Source organism: Xanthomonas translucens pv. cerealis, assembly GCF_006838285.1.
Classification (GTDB): Bacteria; Pseudomonadota; Gammaproteobacteria; order Xanthomonadales; family Xanthomonadaceae; genus Xanthomonas_A; species Xanthomonas_A cerealis.
Genome location: NZ_CP038228.1, coordinates 903,375 through 918,068, shown reverse-complemented (window position 1 = coordinate 918,068; position 14,694 = coordinate 903,375). Strand labels below are relative to the sequence as shown.

Annotated in this window: 15 protein-coding genes and 3 pseudogenes; 7 read left to right on the top strand and 11 right to left on the bottom strand. The window is 68.8% G+C overall.

The genetic code is table 11. The features are described from left to right. The first annotated feature begins 13 nt into the window (after positions 1 to 13). Positions 14 to 928, top strand: a complete 915-nt coding sequence (locus E4A48_RS04060) for a peptidylprolyl isomerase (RefSeq protein ID WP_039005362.1) — start codon at positions 14 to 16, stop codon at positions 926 to 928. On the opposite strand, the gene E4A48_RS20905 is transcribed toward E4A48_RS04060, so the two are convergent. The 3 genes and pseudogenes from E4A48_RS20905 to E4A48_RS04050 all read right to left on the bottom strand — a co-directional run. Then, complete coding sequence (locus E4A48_RS20905) at positions 859 to 1,137, bottom strand: DinB family protein (RefSeq protein WP_230812566.1); 279 nt, start codon at positions 1,135 to 1,137, stop codon at positions 859 to 861. The two genes, E4A48_RS04060 and E4A48_RS20905, sit on opposite strands and share 70 nt — an antisense overlap. 79 nt (positions 1,138 to 1,216) lie before the next feature. Then, complete coding sequence (locus tag E4A48_RS20900; protein WP_230812564.1) at positions 1,217 to 1,477, bottom strand: DinB family protein; 261 nt, start codon at positions 1,475 to 1,477, stop codon at positions 1,217 to 1,219. An 11-nt stretch (positions 1,478 to 1,488) separates the two neighbouring features. Further along, positions 1,489 to 1,911, bottom strand: a pseudogene (locus E4A48_RS04050) (DMT family transporter); the annotation flags it as partial. On the opposite strand from E4A48_RS04050, the pseudogene E4A48_RS04045 reads away from it, so the two are divergent. Both E4A48_RS04045 and E4A48_RS04040 read left to right on the top strand, forming a co-directional pair. Then, positions 1,898 to 2,053 (top strand): annotated as a pseudogene (locus E4A48_RS04045) (LysR substrate-binding domain-containing protein); the annotation flags it as partial. The pseudogenes E4A48_RS04050 and E4A48_RS04045 sit on opposite strands and share 14 nt — an antisense overlap. Positions 2,054 to 2,241: 188 nt before the next feature. Next, positions 2,242 to 2,535, top strand: a complete 294-nt coding sequence (locus E4A48_RS04040; RefSeq protein WP_003478425.1) for a hypothetical protein — start codon at positions 2,242 to 2,244, stop codon at positions 2,533 to 2,535. A gap of 157 nt (positions 2,536 to 2,692) precedes the next feature. On the opposite strand, the gene E4A48_RS20895 is transcribed toward E4A48_RS04040, so the two are convergent. Next, on the bottom strand, positions 2,693 to 2,935 hold the full coding sequence (locus E4A48_RS20895) for a hypothetical protein (RefSeq protein WP_260608060.1): 243 nt from the start codon (positions 2,933 to 2,935) through the stop codon (positions 2,693 to 2,695). 43 nt (positions 2,936 to 2,978) lie between these two features. On the opposite strand from E4A48_RS20895, the gene E4A48_RS04030 reads away from it, so the two are divergent. After that, positions 2,979 to 4,796 (top strand): DUF885 domain-containing protein, encoded by a 1,818-nt coding sequence (locus E4A48_RS04030; protein WP_142741927.1) that lies wholly within the window; start codon positions 2,979 to 2,981, stop codon positions 4,794 to 4,796. Between the two features lie 208 nt (positions 4,797 to 5,004). Here E4A48_RS04030 and E4A48_RS04025 read toward each other — a convergent pair whose 3' ends face one another. The 5 genes from E4A48_RS04025 to rraA all read right to left on the bottom strand — a co-directional run bounded on the left by E4A48_RS04025 (position 5,005) and on the right by rraA (position 10,095). Continuing rightward, entirely contained in the window at positions 5,005 to 6,834 is a 1,830-nt protein-coding gene (locus E4A48_RS04025) for an ABC transporter ATP-binding protein (RefSeq protein WP_142741926.1), read from the bottom strand. Between the two features lie 99 nt (positions 6,835 to 6,933). After that, on the bottom strand, positions 6,934 to 7,242 hold the full coding sequence (locus tag E4A48_RS04020) for a helix-turn-helix domain-containing protein (protein WP_260608059.1): 309 nt from the start codon (positions 7,240 to 7,242) through the stop codon (positions 6,934 to 6,936). Between the two features lie 317 nt (positions 7,243 to 7,559). Continuing rightward, positions 7,560 to 7,958 (bottom strand): VOC family protein, encoded by a 399-nt coding sequence (locus E4A48_RS04015; protein ID WP_222937051.1) that lies wholly within the window; start codon positions 7,956 to 7,958, stop codon positions 7,560 to 7,562. An 8-nt stretch (positions 7,959 to 7,966) separates the two neighbouring features. Continuing rightward, complete coding sequence (locus E4A48_RS04010) at positions 7,967 to 9,556, bottom strand: serine hydrolase (protein WP_260608120.1); 1,590 nt, start codon at positions 9,554 to 9,556, stop codon at positions 7,967 to 7,969. A gap of 56 nt (positions 9,557 to 9,612) precedes the next feature. Continuing rightward, the gene (gene rraA / locus E4A48_RS04005) at positions 9,613 to 10,095 is read right to left on the bottom strand and encodes a ribonuclease E activity regulator RraA (RefSeq protein ID WP_003468754.1); all 483 of its coding nucleotides are present in this window, start codon (positions 10,093 to 10,095) and stop codon (positions 9,613 to 9,615) included. A 124-nt stretch (positions 10,096 to 10,219) separates the two neighbouring features. Between rraA and E4A48_RS04000 the strand changes: the two are divergent. The 3 genes and pseudogenes from E4A48_RS04000 to E4A48_RS03990 form a co-directional block, all read left to right on the top strand. Further along, positions 10,220 to 10,519 (top strand): annotated as a pseudogene (locus E4A48_RS04000) (DUF72 domain-containing protein); the annotation flags it as partial. A gap of 231 nt (positions 10,520 to 10,750) precedes the next feature. Then, positions 10,751 to 11,716, top strand: a complete 966-nt coding sequence (gene kdgT / locus E4A48_RS03995) for a 2-keto-3-deoxygluconate transporter (protein WP_142741924.1) — start codon at positions 10,751 to 10,753, stop codon at positions 11,714 to 11,716. Between the two features lie 95 nt (positions 11,717 to 11,811). Continuing rightward, positions 11,812 to 12,759 carry a DMT family transporter gene (locus E4A48_RS03990; RefSeq protein ID WP_039005374.1) on the top strand — a complete coding sequence of 316 codons (948 nt, stop codon included), beginning with the start codon at positions 11,812 to 11,814 and terminating at the stop codon, positions 12,757 to 12,759. A gap of 18 nt (positions 12,760 to 12,777) precedes the next feature. Here E4A48_RS03990 and E4A48_RS03985 read toward each other — a convergent pair whose 3' ends face one another. Continuing rightward, positions 12,778 to 13,845 (bottom strand): GGDEF domain-containing protein, encoded by a 1,068-nt coding sequence (locus tag E4A48_RS03985; protein WP_039005378.1) that lies wholly within the window; start codon positions 13,843 to 13,845, stop codon positions 12,778 to 12,780. A gap of 88 nt (positions 13,846 to 13,933) precedes the next feature. Next, positions 13,934 to 14,653 carry a pseudouridine synthase gene (locus tag E4A48_RS03980; protein WP_039005379.1) on the bottom strand — a complete coding sequence of 240 codons (720 nt, stop codon included), beginning with the start codon at positions 14,651 to 14,653 and terminating at the stop codon, positions 13,934 to 13,936. Between the last annotated feature and the right edge of the window lie 41 nt (positions 14,654 to 14,694).

The window sequence follows — 14,694 nt, the reverse complement described above, 5'->3', positions numbered from 1 at the left end:
CCAGGCTGCCGCCATGCCCTTGCGCCCCACCCTGCTCGCCCTCGCGTTGCTGTCGTCCGCCGCCTGCGCAGTGGCGGCCGCGCCGGCAGCGCCGTACCGCAGTCCGCAGCAGATCCTGGACGCGTCCAAGCCCGGCGACTGGCGCACGCTGGATCCGGCCAACACCCTGTATCTGGACCTGGACGCCGGCCGCGTCGTCATCGAACTGGCGCCGGCGTTCGCGCCACAGCATGTCGGCAATATCCGCACCCTGGCCCACGAGCACTTCTGGGACGGCCTGAGCATCTACCGTTCGCAGGACAATTTCGTGGTGCAGTTCGGCGATCCCGACGGCGAGGAGGCGGACAAGGCCAAGCCGCTGGGTTCGGCCAAGCGCCACCTGCCCGCCGAGTTCCAGCGCGACGCCAAGGGCCTGGCGTTCCAGGCGCAGCCGGACCGCGACGGCTGGGCGCCGCAGGTGGGCTTCGTCGACGGCTTTCCGGCGGCGCGCGATCCCAAGGACGGCACCGCGTGGCTGGCGCACTGCTACGGCACCCTCGGCGCCGGCCGCAACAACGACGAGGACAGCAGCATCGGCGCCGAACTGTACGTGGTCACCGGGCAATCGCCGCGGCAGCTGGACCGCAACATCACCGTGGTCGGCCGTGTGGTCAAGGGAATGGAACTGCTCAGCGTGATCCCGCGCGGACCGGACCCGATGGGCTTCTACGCCAAGCCCGAACAGCGCACGCCGATCCGCGCGATCAAGCTCGCCAGCGACCTGCCCGAGGCCGAGCGCACTCCGCTGCAGCTGCTGCGCACCGACACCCAGACCTTCCGCGACGTGGCCGAAGCCAGGCGCAACCGCAGGGACGATTTCTACAAGCGCCCGGCCGGACACATCGACCTGTGCAACGTGCCGCTGCCGGTACGCACGCCGCCGCAGTAATGCGCCAGCACGCGCGCCAGCCGGCGGCGCACTGCTGCACCGCCGGCGCTTAGCCCGGCGCCGCGCCGCTCGGGGTCACGCGCGTGCAGGAAGCGGGTGAACAACTCGCGCGGCGGCTCCACCCCGCACTCGCTGAGCAGCATGGCGATGTTGCCGCGGTGATAGGCGCCATGCGCCAGTACGTGGAACCGCATTTCCTCGCGGATCATGAGCCGGAATCGTCATCGGTGAAGCGGAATGCGAGCGACTGCTGCAATGCGCTCGCGTCGAGCGGGGCGACGTAGCCGGCTACCACCGGTCGGATTCGGCGACGGCCGCGTGCAATGCACCAAGCGGCGGCGGCGTGTTGCTGTCCGTGAACGCATGCGTGCCGCCGTTCAGATGCGCGGCGAAGATCCGGTCCACCACGTAGGTGTGGTTCAACAGCCGGATCGCGCGCTGCCGTTGCGCAGGATAGGCGTCCACATCGATCTGCGCCAACGCCTGCAGCAGCTCGGCGTTGGCCCTGGCCTTGTAGGCGAATTGCGATACGGGTAGGGAAGCAGTCATCGGTCGGTCCTTCAACCCGCGCGCTGGCTGAAGGCGACGCTGCCCAGGATCAGCACGCCGGCCAGCAGCATGCTCCAGGTCAACGGCTCGCCGAGGATCGACCAGGACAGCAGCGCGCCGAACACCGGCACCAGATAGGTCACCGTGGACACGCGCGCCGTGCCGATGCGCTGGATCAGCCGGTAGTACATCAGGAAGGCCAGGCCGGCGCAGGCGCAGGCCCACGCCCACGCCAGCGCCGGCACCGGTGCGGCCGGCCAATGCGTCCACGCCAGCGGCGCCAGCAGCAATGCGCTGCAGCCCAGGGTGGAAGCGGCCGACGCGGCCGGCGGCAGGTCGCTCATATAGCGCTTCACCAGGCTGTAACCGATCCCGTACAGCAGCGAGGCGGCGGCGCCGGCGAACGCCGCCGGCGCCACGCTCAGCCCGGCCGTCAGCCAGTTCATCCACTGGCTCAAGCGCGAAGCGCTGGACGAACGCACGCCGATGTCGGCGCTGCCGGCGGAGCTGCTCGGATTGCCGCCGAGGGCGAGCCAGCTCGCCTGGTCGCGTGCTTTTGTAGGAGCTTCAGCCGCGACAGTCTCCGCGCGGAGGTGCGCGAGCGGGCCATCGCCGACATCGCCATGCTGTCCGATACGGGTGCCGGACGCAGTGACCGCACCGCAGTGGGCAGCGCGGCGCCGTGCGCGCTGAGCCGTCATCACTTCACTTCGCCTTAGCCGGCGTCTGCCTAGCCTTGCCTTTCATTCCCCATAGGAAGGCCCATGCCCCTGCTCCGTATCCGCATCACCGGCAGCGAAGACGACGCACGCGCCATCATCAACCTGCTCGGCAGCCTGGAAGGCATCGAGCATGTCGAGGAAATCGACGATCTGATGAACCAGATGGACGACGACGATTCCAGCTCCGCCGGACTGCCCGACGACCAGGGTCCGGGCACCCATGAAGTGGAGATCGAAGCAGGCAACGCCGCCACCGCGCTGAAGGTGCGCGAAGCGGTGGAAGCGCTGGCCTTCGACCTGGAAGTGATCGTGGAGTTCGAGCAGGACGAAGGCTAGGGCCTTCTCTTTCTCGGCTACCGAAGCACTGAAGGAGCGGCTTCATCCGCGACCGGCGCTACTGATTAGAGTCTTTCGCGGCTGAAGCTCCTACAAGTGACACCCTGGAGAGCGCCAGCTTGCTGAACGCGCCTGCGCCGTCGACGCAGCCACGCGACTAGCCACCAGAACACCATCCCGAGCCCACGAACCGCGCCAGCGCATGGATCGCCCAGGCGGTGGCGGCGGCGAAGATCGACCCGGTCTCGGCGAACCGCAGGGTCAGGCGCTGTGTCTCGATGCGCCGACGCTGCTGCGCCGCGTCCTGGCCGGCGGCCAGCAATTGCGTGTCGAGTTCGGCCAGCTGCGCCGACAGGCGGATGAAGCACCCGGGTAATCCAACGGCAGGTGCGCGCGCCACGGCGGCCGCCTATGCTTGGGAATCGACCGCCACAGGAAACCCAATGCGCAAGCACCTGCTCGCAGCTGCCCTGCTCGCCGCCCTCGCCGGCTGCAAGAAGCCCGCCGACGCGCCGGGCGTGGCGCCCGCCGCCACGCCCGGCGCGACAGCCGATGCTGCCGACCCGGCCGCCGACGCCGCCTTCGCCGCGTTGTCAAAGCGTGCCGTTGACACCTGGATGCAGCTGTCCCCGGTCGGCGCCACCCAGACCGGCGATCACCGCTACGACAGCGAGCTGGACGACCTCAGCGCCACCGGCCGGCACAAGAGCCTGGACGCAAGCAAGCAGGTGTTGGCCGACCTGGACAAGCTCCAGGTGACCAAACTCTCGCGCGAGAACCAGGTGGATGCGGCGATCCTGCGCAACCAGCTGCAATCGGACATCTGGAACAGCGAGGTATCGCAGAGCTGGGCCTGGGATCCGCAGGTCTACAACGGCCTGGCCGGCGGCGCGATCTACGGACTGATGGCGCGCGAATTCGCGCCGCTGCCGGAGCGGCTGAAATCCGCCACCGCGCGCATGGAGAAGATCCCGGCGCTGTTCGCGCAGGCGCGCGCGAACCTGGACCCGGCGCGGGTCCCGCAGATCAACGCGCAGACCGTGGCCAAGCAGAACCAGGGCATCCTCAGCATCGTCGATACCTTCATCGCGCCGCACGCCAAGGAACTGCCGGATGCCGACGCGCAGCGCCTGCAGGCGGCGATCGACGGGCTGAAGAAGGCGGTGGCCGAACAGCAGACCTGGCTGGACAAGACCCTGGTGCCCAACGCCAAGGGCGATTTCCGCATCGGCGCGGAGAAATACGATCAGAAGCTGAAATTCGCGCTCAATTCCTCGCTGTCGCGCGCCGAGATCAAGCAGCGCGCCGAGGCCGAACTCAAGCGCGTGCGCGAGGAGATGTACGGCATCGCCCGCACCGTGCTGAAGGACCGCCCGAACGCGCCGGCGCTGGTCGATGCGCCGAGCGACGCGCAGCAGCAGGCCGCGATCGAGGCGGCGCTGGAACTGGCGTATGCGCAGCATCCGGCGCGCGACAAGGTGGTCGAGGACGCCAAGGCGTCGCTGGCGGCCTCCACCGAATTCGTCCGCGCCAAGGACCTGCTGACCCTGCCCGACGCATCGGTGGACATCATCCTGATGCCTGAGTTCCAGCGCGGCGTGGCGGTGGCGTACTGCGACTCGCCCGGCCCGCTGGACAAGAACCTGAAGACCTTCTACGCGGTGTCGCCGATTCCCGACGACTGGAGCGCGCAGCAGGCCGAGTCGTTCCTGCGCGAATACAACGGCCGCATGATCCACCTGCTGAGCATCCACGAAGGCGTGCCCGGCCACTACGTGGAAGGCTGGCACTCGGCCAAGTTTCCCTCGACCCTGCGCGGCGTGCTGCGTTCGGGCACGTTCGCCGAAGGCTGGGCGGTGTACACCGAGCGGATGATGCAGGAGCAGGGCTACCTGGACAACGATCCGCTGTTCCATCTGATGCAACTGAAGTTCTACCTGCGCACCCTGGCCAACGCGCTGCTGGACCAGGGCGTGCACGTGGACCACTGGAGCAAGGAACAGGCCATGCGGCTGATGGTGCACGACACCTTCCAGCAGCAGAGCGAAGCGGAGGGCAAGTGGGTGCGCGCGCAGCTGAGCTCGGCGCAGCTGCCGACCTACTTCGTCGGCGTGCAGGAACACCTGGACCTGCGCAAGGCGATGCAGGCCAAGCTCGGCGACAGCTTCGACCTGAAGGCCTACCACGACCAGGTGCTGTCCTACGGCGCGCCGCCGGTGCGCTTCGTGCGTGAGCTGATGCTGGACGAGCCGATCCAGTGAGAGGCCGGGATTGGGGATTCGGGATTGGGGATTCGTAAAAGCGCTATCTCGCACCTGATTCGTTCACGTGATCCAACTGGAGAAAAGCCCCCCTTGCGTCAAGGGGCGCGCGCCGATAGGCGCGGGGGATCTGGAAGGTGATGAGCCGGGGCCCGCGGTTTGCGTAGCGAACCGTGGGGCGACAGCGCGAATGCGCTGACGCCGCTCGCTAGCGCGCTCCGACGAATCCGCCGGTCTGCCGCGCCCACAGCCGTGCGTATAGGCCGCCGTGCGCGACCAGTTCGGCGTGGGTGCCGGTTTCGACGATCGCGCCCTGGTCCATGACCACCAGCCGGTCCATGCGTGCGATGGTCGAGAGCCGGTGCGCGATCGCGATCACCGTCTTGCCCGCCATCAGTTCGTCCAGGCCGTCCTGGATCGCCGCCTCCACTTCCGAATCCAGCGCCGAGGTGGCCTCGTCCAGCACCAGGATCGGCGCGTCTTTCAGCAGTACCCGGGCGATGGCGATGCGCTGGCGCTGGCCGCCGGACAGCTTGACCCCGCGTTCGCCGACATGCGCGTCGTAGCCGCTGCGGCCTTCGCCGTCGCGCAACGCGTCGATGAAGCCGTCGGCGCGCGCCTTGCGCACCGCTTCCTGCAGCTGCGCCTCGCTGGCGTCGGGACGGCCGTACAGCAGGTTGTCGCGGATCGAGCGATGCAGCAGCGAGGTGTCCTGGGTGACCAGGCCGATCTGCCCGCGCAGGCTTGCCTGGGTCACCGTGGCGATGTCCTGGCCGTCGATCAGGATGCGCCCGCGCTCCAGGTCGTACAGCCGCAGCAACACGTTGACCAGGGTCGATTTGCCGGCGCCGGACGGCCCGACCAGGCCGATCTTCTCGCCCGCGCGCACCTGCAGGTCGAGCCCGGCGATCACCCCGCCGCGCTTGCCGTAGTGGAAATGGATGTGCTCGAAACGCACCTCGCCGCGGCTGACCTGCAGCGCCTGCGCATCGGTGCAGTCCTGCACCTGGATCGGCTGGGCCACGCTCTCCATGCCATCCTGCACCGCACCGATGTCTTCGAAGATGCCGTTGACCACCCACATGATCCAGCCGGACATGTTGTGGATGCGGATCACCAGCCCGGTGGCCAGGGTGATCGCGCCGACGCTGATCCGGCCCTGGCTCCACAGCCACAGCGCCAACGCGCAGGTGCCGACGATCAGCAAGCCGTTCAACACCGCGATCGACAGGTCCATGGCGGTGGTCATCCGGGTCTGCCCGCGGTGCTTGACCACCAGCTCCTGGATCGACTCGCGCACATAGGCCTCCTCGCGCTTGGCATGCGCGAACAGCTTCAGCGTGGCGATATTGGTGTAGCCGTCGACGATCCGGCCCATCGCCTTGGAGCGCGCCTCTGCGGCGATCCACGCGCGCTGCTGCATGCGCGGCACGAAGTACGCCATCAGCGCCGCGTAGACGACCAGCCAGACCAGCAACGGCGCCATCAGGCGCACGTCGTCCTGCGCGAACACGTACAGCGCGGTGCCGGTATAGACCAGGATGTACCACAGCGCATCGACCATCTGCACCGCCGATTCGCGCAGCGAGGTGCCGGTCTGCATGACCCGGTTGGCGATGCGCCCGGCGAAGTCGTTCTGGAAAAAGCCCAGGCTCTGCCGCACCACGTAGTTGTGCATCAGCCAGCGCGTGCGGTTGCTCAGCCCGGGCATGATCGCCTGATTGACCAGCAGGTTGTGCAGCCCGGTCAGCAGCGGCCGCGCGATCAGGGTGATGGCCGCCATCCACAGCAGTTCGTCGCGGTGGCGCACGAAGAAATCCAGCCCCGGCGCCCCGGCGACCAGATCGACGATGCGGGCGAGGAAGTCGAACATCGCCACCTCGACCAGCGCCAGCAGCAGTCCGGCCACCAGCGTGGCGGCGAACACCGGCCACACCGGGCGCAGGTAGAACGCATAGAAGCGCCACACCCCGCGTGGCGGCGTACGCGGATCGATGGCGGGGAACACGGGAATCAGCGACTCGAACCAGCGGAACATTGCGGGCCATCCTTCTGCAAGACGCGCAGCGTAGCCGATGCCGGTGTCCTCGCCATGTGCGTTCGCGCCGGGTGCCGCGGCGCACGCACGCGTTTCGTCTCAGGCGAACGGCCCGAAGCCGCTGCGGTAAACCGATGGCGCCACGCCCACATGGCGCCGGAACGCGGCCCGGAACGCCTCCAGCGTCGCGAAGCCGCAGGCCGCGGCGACCCGTTGCAGATCCAGCCGCCCTTCCTCGAGCAAGGCTTTCGCCGCACGCACGCGCCCCTGCTGCAGCCAGTGTGCCGGGGTGGTGCCGATCGCCGCCTTGAAACGGCGGTAGCAATTGCGTTCGCTCATCGCCGCGGCCCGCGCCAGGTCCGCAGCGCCGATGCCGGTGTGCAACTGCTGCCGCGCCCAGTCGAACACGCCGTCGAACGGATGGCGGCGTTGCGTGGCGACCGGGCTGGCGACGAAGCTGAAGGCAGAGGCCTTCCGGCTTCGAGGTCGCGGCTGAAGCCGCTCCTACAACAAGCTGCACATGTCCAAGACCATCCGCATAGCCGACCCGGCTTCTTGTGGAAGGGACTTCAGTCCCGACTGCTGCCGAAGCCGGATACCACGCGGCTTCGATGTCGCGGCTGAAGCCGCTCCTATAACCAACTGGCCTGGCGATCGGTGCTTGTTTCCGATGCGATGCACCTAAACCAGGACAGCGGCCGACAGCATCGCAACAACCATCGCGCTCATTCCGCGCGGTGGCAGCACACGCCTAGCTTATTGCCGTCCAGGTCGCGGAAATACGCGCCGTAATAGTCCGGATGGTAGTGCGCGCGCAGCGCGGGCGGGCCTTCGCAGTGCCCTCCCTGGGCCAGCGCCAGCGCGTGGCAGCGATCCACCAGCGCCCGGTTCGGCGCCTGCAATGCGAGCATCTGGCCGTTGCCCGGCGCCGCCGGCTGGCCGTCGAAGGCACGGCCGATCAGCAGCAGCGGCCGCGGCGCGTGCGGCGCGGTCCAGCCGGCCCAGCCGCGCACGTCATCGCGGAACTTCAGTTGCAGCCCCAGCGCCTGCAGCAACGGCGCGTAGAACGCGAACGCGGCCGGGAAGTCGTTCACCCCGAGATGCACGTGCGAGAGCATCGGCATGGCCGCGCTCACGATGCGGCAGTCGTCGGGGTCAGCAGCAGGTCCTGGAAATCGAAGCTGAAATCGGTCAGCGGCGAGATCGCTTCCATGCGCACCTCGCGCACCTTGCCGTCCGGGGTCAGCGCGAAGTTGACGAAGGCATCGGCATTGAGCGAACGGTCGCGCCAGCGCACGATGAAGGTGTCGTGCTGCCAGTGCTGCAACGTGCCGACCAGCTGCGCGGTCTTGCTGAAGCGCAGTTCCAGTTGCTTGCCGCGCTGCACGATCGCCACCTCGCCGTACCACGGATCGCGATACGTGCCTGCGTAAGCTGCCAGCGGCAGCGACGGTTTGGAGCTGGCATCGCGCGCAGCCTGGTGCTTGCTCCAGTCCTCGTCGGCCGTCGCGTCGGCCTTGGCCACCGCAGCGGCATAGGCGGCGGTCCAGTCGGTCGGCGGCGCGCCCAGGTAGGCGTCGAGCACCTGCAGGGTCAGCGCGTTGAACGCCGCGCCCACTTCCTGGTTGGTCAGCACGATCACGCCCAGTTGCTGTTCCGGCAGCAGGGTCAGCCGCGACACCATGCCCGGCCAGCCGCCGGTGTGCCAGACCAGCTTGTGCCCGCGGTAGTCGCTCAGGCTCCAGCCCTCGCCATAGCCGGCGAAGTTCGGCCTGGCCGGCAACAGTTGCGGCACGCTCGGCTCGGCGATGGCGATCGGGGTGATCATCTGCCACATCTCCTGCTGCCGCTGCGCGCTGAACAGACGCCGCTCCTGGCCATCGGCCGATGGCAGGCGGCCGCCGTCGAGCTGCACCTGCATCCATTTGGCCATGTCGTGCACGCTGGCGTAGATGCCGCCGGCGCCTGCATTGTTCGACCAGGTCAGCGGCGGCACCGGGTGCAGCTCGCGGAAGTCGAACTTGGCATGGCCCACCGCCGCGTGATCGCCCGGCTGCAGGTAATCGCTGTTGATGCGCGCACCGCTCATGCCCACCGGCACGAAGATGCGCTGGCGCACGAACTCGGCGTAGGACTGCCCGGAGACCTGCTCGATCAGCCGCTGCGCCACCGCGTAGAGAATATTGTCGTAGGCATAGTGGTCGCGGAAACCGCCCTTCAGCGGCACCTGCGCCAGGCGCCGTACCACTTCCTCGTTGCTGTAGCTGGTGGCCGGCCAGAACAGCAGGTCGCCGGCGCCCAGGCTCAGTCCGCTGCGGTGGCTGAGCAGGTCGCGCACGCGCATCTCGCGGGTCACGTAGGGATCGGCCATCTGGAACCACGGCAGGTGCTCGATCACCCGGTCGTCGAGTTTCAGCTTGCCCTCGTCGGCCAGGATCGACAGCGCCGCGGCGGTGAACGCCTTGGTGTTGGAGGCGATCGCGAACAGGGTCTGCGCGTCCACCGGCTCGGGCTTGCCCAGTTCGCGCACGCCGTAGCCGCGCTCCAGCACCACCTGCCCGTCCTTGACGATGGCGATGGCGATGCCGGGCACGTCGAACTGCTTGCGCACCCGCTCCACCCGCGCATCCAGATCCTGCAGCGCAGGCGGCACTGCGGCGTCCACCGGAGCGGGCGCCTGCGCCTGCGCGGTGGCGGTCATCGCCAACAACAGGCAGCCCATCGACAGGGTCTTCAAATCGGTATCTCCAGCAGGGAAAGGAACAGGCGCCGGCACGCTCACGCCGGGAGCAACGCCTGCGCGGCGACCAGCACCCCGTTGCGATCAGCGTACAGCCAGTGCCCGGGCAGGAACGCCACCCCGGCGAACCGCAGCGGCACATCGACCTCGCCGAGGCCGCGTCTTTCGGTCTTGCGCGGGCACGCGGCCAGCGCCTGCACGCCCAGCGGCAACGCCGCCAAGGCCTCCACGTCGCGCACGCAGCCATGCAGCAACAGCCCGGCCCAACCGTTGCGCACCGCGTTCTCGGCGATCTGGTCGCCGAGCAGGGAGCGGCGCAGCGAGCCCTGCCCGTCGACGACGATGACGCGGCCGGCACCGGGGGTGGCCGCAAGTTCGCGCACCCGCGCGTTGTCCTCGAAGCAGCTGACGGTGACGATCGCGCCGCAGAACGCGGCGTGGCCGCCGTAACTGCGGAACAGCGGTTCGGCGACCTGCACCTCGGGATGGGCGTCGCACAGATCGGGCGTGGTCCAGGTCATGGTCGGTCGGGGCAGTCGGCGTTGCCTGGATGGTAGCGCGACGCATGCGGCAGCGGCCATGCATGCGGCAACGGCGCGGACTGCGGCACACTGCGCCTCCCCTGTCCGCGCCGGCGTGTATGCCATGACAGATCTCTTCGACTCCGCCCCGGCCGCGCCGGACGGCATCCGCGTCGGCATCGGCGGCTGGACCTATGTGCCGTGGCGTGGCGGCCTGTTCTACCCGCAAGGGCTGGTGCAGCGCCGCGAGCTGGAATACGCCAGCCGCCATGTCAGCAGCATCGAGATCAACGGCACCTACTACGGCACGCAGAAACCGGACACCTATGCGCGCTGGCGCGACGCGGTGCCGGACGATTTCCTGTTCTCGGCCAAGGCGCCCAAGCGCATCACCGGCATGCGCAAGCTGGCCGCGGCGATGGCGCTGCTGGCCGAACTCGGCACGCGCTGAGCGAACGGCAGCGGCGCCAGCGACTGCGGGCAAAAGCGACCGACGGCACAGTGCCGCTGCGACACGCAACTGAACCCAGCACAGACGGCGCGGCGCCGCGACACCCATCGCGCCATGCAGTTGCAGTAAAAGCAGGGGCGCAGAACGACAGCGGCGCATGCCGGCGTCGGATGCGACTTTTTTTCAAGAGGACGTCCAACCCCGATGCAGATCAAGCAAACGCTCGAACGCGTTCCAGGCGGCATGATGTTGGTGCCGTTGTTCCTCGGCGCCGCCTGCCATAGCGCATGGCCGCAGGCCGGCGCCTTCCTCGGCTCGTTCAGCCAGGGCCTGATCGGTGGCGTGGTGCCGATCCTGGCGGTGTGGTTCCTGTGCATGGGCGCCTCGATCCAGCTGCGTGCCAGCGGCCGCATCCTGCGCCAGTCGGGCGTGCTGCTGCTGACCAAGCTCGGCGTGGCCTGGCTGGTGGCGGTGCTCGCGGCGCGGGTGCTGCCGCCGGCGGGGATCGCGGAAGGCTGCTGGAAAGGCATCTCGGTGCTGGCCCTGGTCGCGGCGATGGACATGACCAACGGCGGGCTGTTCGCCTCGCTCATGCAGCAGTACGGCAAGCCCGGCGAAGCCGGCGCGGTGGTGCTGATGTCGTTGGAATCGGGGCCGTTGATGACGATGGTCATCCTCGGCAGCGCCGGCGTCGCCGTGTTCGAACCGCGCCTGTTTCTCGGTGCGGTGCTGCCCCTGTTGGTGGGCTTCGCGCTCGGCAACCTGGATCCGCAGCTGCGCGCGCTGTTCGCTGCGGCGGTGCCGGCGCTGATCCCGTTCTTCGCCTTCGCCTTGGGCAATACGCTGGATCTGCACGTGATCGCCAGTGCCGGGGTGCCCGGCGTGCTGCTCGGTCTGCTGGTCGTGGTGGTCACCGGGATCCCGTTGCTGTTCGCCGATCGGCTGCTCGGCGGCGGTAGCGGCAGTGCCGGCATCGCCGCCTCCAGCACTGCCGGCGCCGCGGTGGCGACGCCGGCGCTGATCGCGGCGATGGCGCCGCAGTTCCGTGCGGCGGCCCCGGCCGCCACCGCGCTGGTGGCGACCTCGGTGATCGTGACCTCGCTGCTAGTGCCGCTACTGACCGCCCTGCACGCGCGTGCGCACGCCAAGCGCAGCCCGCCCGGCAACTGACGCGCAGCTGGGGACGCGCGGCTGGCGACACGACTGCGGAATCCCCGGCGAACACGCGGTCCGCCGCGTCGCCGGTTTACGCGACAATAGGCACCATGTCCCTGCACCCCACCAGCAAAGCCCAGCTACAAATCCACTTCTGCGTGCTGCTGTGGGGCATCACCGCGATCCTGGGCAAGCTGATCACGCTGCCGGCGCTGCCGCTGGTGTGGTGGCGGATGCTGATGGTGGTGGCGGCGCTGGCGCTGCTGCCGCGGGTATGGCGCGGATTGGCCGCACTGACCCCGCAACTGCTGCTCGGCTACACCGTGGTCGGCGCCCTGGTCGGCCTGCACTGGCTGACCTTCTATGGCGCGATCAAGCTGGCCAACGCCTCGGTGGCAGCAACGTGCATCGCGCTGGCGCCGGTGTTCACCGCGGTGATCGAACCGTGGGTGGCCAAGCGCCCGTTCCGCCCCAGCGAACTGGTGTTCGGCCTGGCGGTGCTGCCGGGTGTGGCGCTGGTGGTCGGCGGGGTACCCGACGGGATGCGCGCCGGGGTCGTGGTGGGCGCGGTGTCGGCGCTGTTCGTCGCCGCGTTCGGTTCGCTCAACAAGCGCCTGGTCGATCACGCCGACCCACTGACCGTGACCGCGGTGGAACTGGGCGCCGGCACCATGACCCTGACCGTGCTGGCGCCGCTGCTGCCGTTCGTGCTGCCGGCGCTGAGCGGCCCGCTGCTGGTGCTGCCGAGCCTGCACGACACCGCGCTGTTGCTGGCCCTGGCGCTGCTGTGCACGCTGCTGCCGTTCGCCCTGGCGCTGGTCGCGCTGCGCCGGCTCAGCGCCTATGCGGTGCAACTGGTGACCAACCTGGAGCCGGTCTACGCGATCGTGTTCGCGATCCTTCTGCTGGACGAGCAGAAACAACTCACCGCGCTGTTCTACCTGGGCGTGACGGTGATCCTGGGCGCGGTGTTCCTGCATCCGCTGCTGACCCACGTCAGGCGGGTGCGGCACCCGGAACTGCTGGCGACCTGCGAAGCGAAGAACGCGCTGGAGTGAGCGCGCCGGCGGCGCGGTTCACTCCGCCAACGAGACGCAATCGCGGCCGGCGCGCTTGGCCCGGTACAGCGCCAGATCGGCGCGCTTGAGCACCTGATCTGCGCTCTCGCCCGGCTGCAAGGCGGCCACGCCGACGCTGGCGGTCAGCGCCACGCCCAGCTGCAGCAGGGCGGTTTCCTGGCGCAGCGTCTCGCATTCGTGCATGGCCTGGCGCGCGTCCAGCCCCGGCAGCAGGATCGCGAATTCCTCGCCGCCGTAACGCGCGACCAAGCTGCCCGGCGGCGCCTGCGCGCGCAGCATCTCGGCCAGCGCCAGCAGGACCGCGTCGCCTTTCTCGTGCCCGTGCAGGTCGTTGATGTGCTTGAAATAGTCCAGGTCCAGCAAGGCAACGCTGAGCGGCGCGGGGCTGAACTGCGCCGCCTGCGCATTGACCATCAGCGCGGTGACGAAGGCGCGGCGGTTGAGCAGCCCGGTCAACGGATCGGTGCGCAATTGCTCGAGCAGATCGGCGTTGAGCGACTCCAGCGATGCCTGGTACCCGGCCAGCTGCTGCTCGTAGCGGTCGCGTTCGCGCAGCTGCTGCGCCAGCGCATGGCTGGTGCGGCGCAGCTCGATCAACTGCATCACCTGCCGCGACAGCGCCTGCAGCGCCACCACCTGCTCCGGCTCCAGCGTGCGCGGGCGGCGGTCGAGCACGCACAGCGCGCCCACCGCCAACCCCTCGCTGTTCAACAGCGGCGCACCTGCATAGAAGCGCACGCCGACTTCGGTGACCAGCGGATTGAACGCGAACCGCGGATCCGCGGCCGCGTCGGCAACCACCAGCACGTCCTGCGGCGCGAGGATGGTATGGCCGCAGAACGAGTCGTCGCGCGAGGTGCTGAGCAGGGTGACGTTGCGCTGCGACTTCAACCACTGCCGCTCTTCGTCGACCAGCGAGATCAGCGCCGACGGCGTGTTGCACAGACTGGCGGCGATGCCGACCAGGTCGTCGTAAGCGGCCTCCGGCTCGGTGTCCAGGATCTGCAGCGCATGCAAGGCGCGCAGACGTTCGGCTTCGTTGTCGGGCTTGCGTGGCTTGATCACGGGAGCGGGCGGCCGGGCAGCGGGATGCGCCGCGGAGTATCTCCAATTCCGGCACAAATGCCAGTGAAAAGCCGCGCCGCGGCCGACGTCACCAGTCCTGACGTTGCGGTAGCAGGCCGCGCAGCTCCTGCTCGGTGAGGTTGCGCCACTGCCCCGGCTTCAACGCGCCGAGCTTGACGTTGTCGATGCGCACGCGGCGCAGCTGGGTGACGCGGTAGTCAAACGCAGCGGCCATCAGCCGGATCTGCCGGTTCAGGCCCTGCTCGAGCACGATACGGAAACCGAACTTGGCGATGCGCGCGGTGCGGCACGGCAGCGTGGTCTCGTTGTGCACGCGCACCCCGCGCGCCATGCCGCGCAGGAATTCGTCGCTGACCGGCTTGTTCACCGCTACCAGGTATTCCTTCTGGTGGCGGTTCTCGGCGCGCAGGATCTCATTGACGATGTCGCCGTTGCTGGTCATCAGGATCAGGCCCTCCGACTCCTTGTCCAGGCGCCCGATCGGAAAGATGCGCTGCTCGTGGCCGACGAAATCGACGATGTTGCCCTTGACCTCGCTCTCGGTGGTGCAGGTCACCCCGGCCGGCTTGTTCAGCGCGATATAGACATGGCGGCGGCCGGATTTCTGCTTGGCGCGTGCGCGCAGCGGCTGGCCATCGACCTGCACCTCGTCGCCCTCGCCCACCACCGCGCCGACCCCGCCGGGCCGACCGTTGACGGTCACGCGACGCGCGGCGATCAGCCGGTCGGCCTCGCGGCGCGAACAATAGCCGGTTTCGGCGATGTGCTTGTTGAGGCGGGTGGTCATGGGCCGGGACTCGGGACTGGGGACTCGGCAAAGCCGGCGAT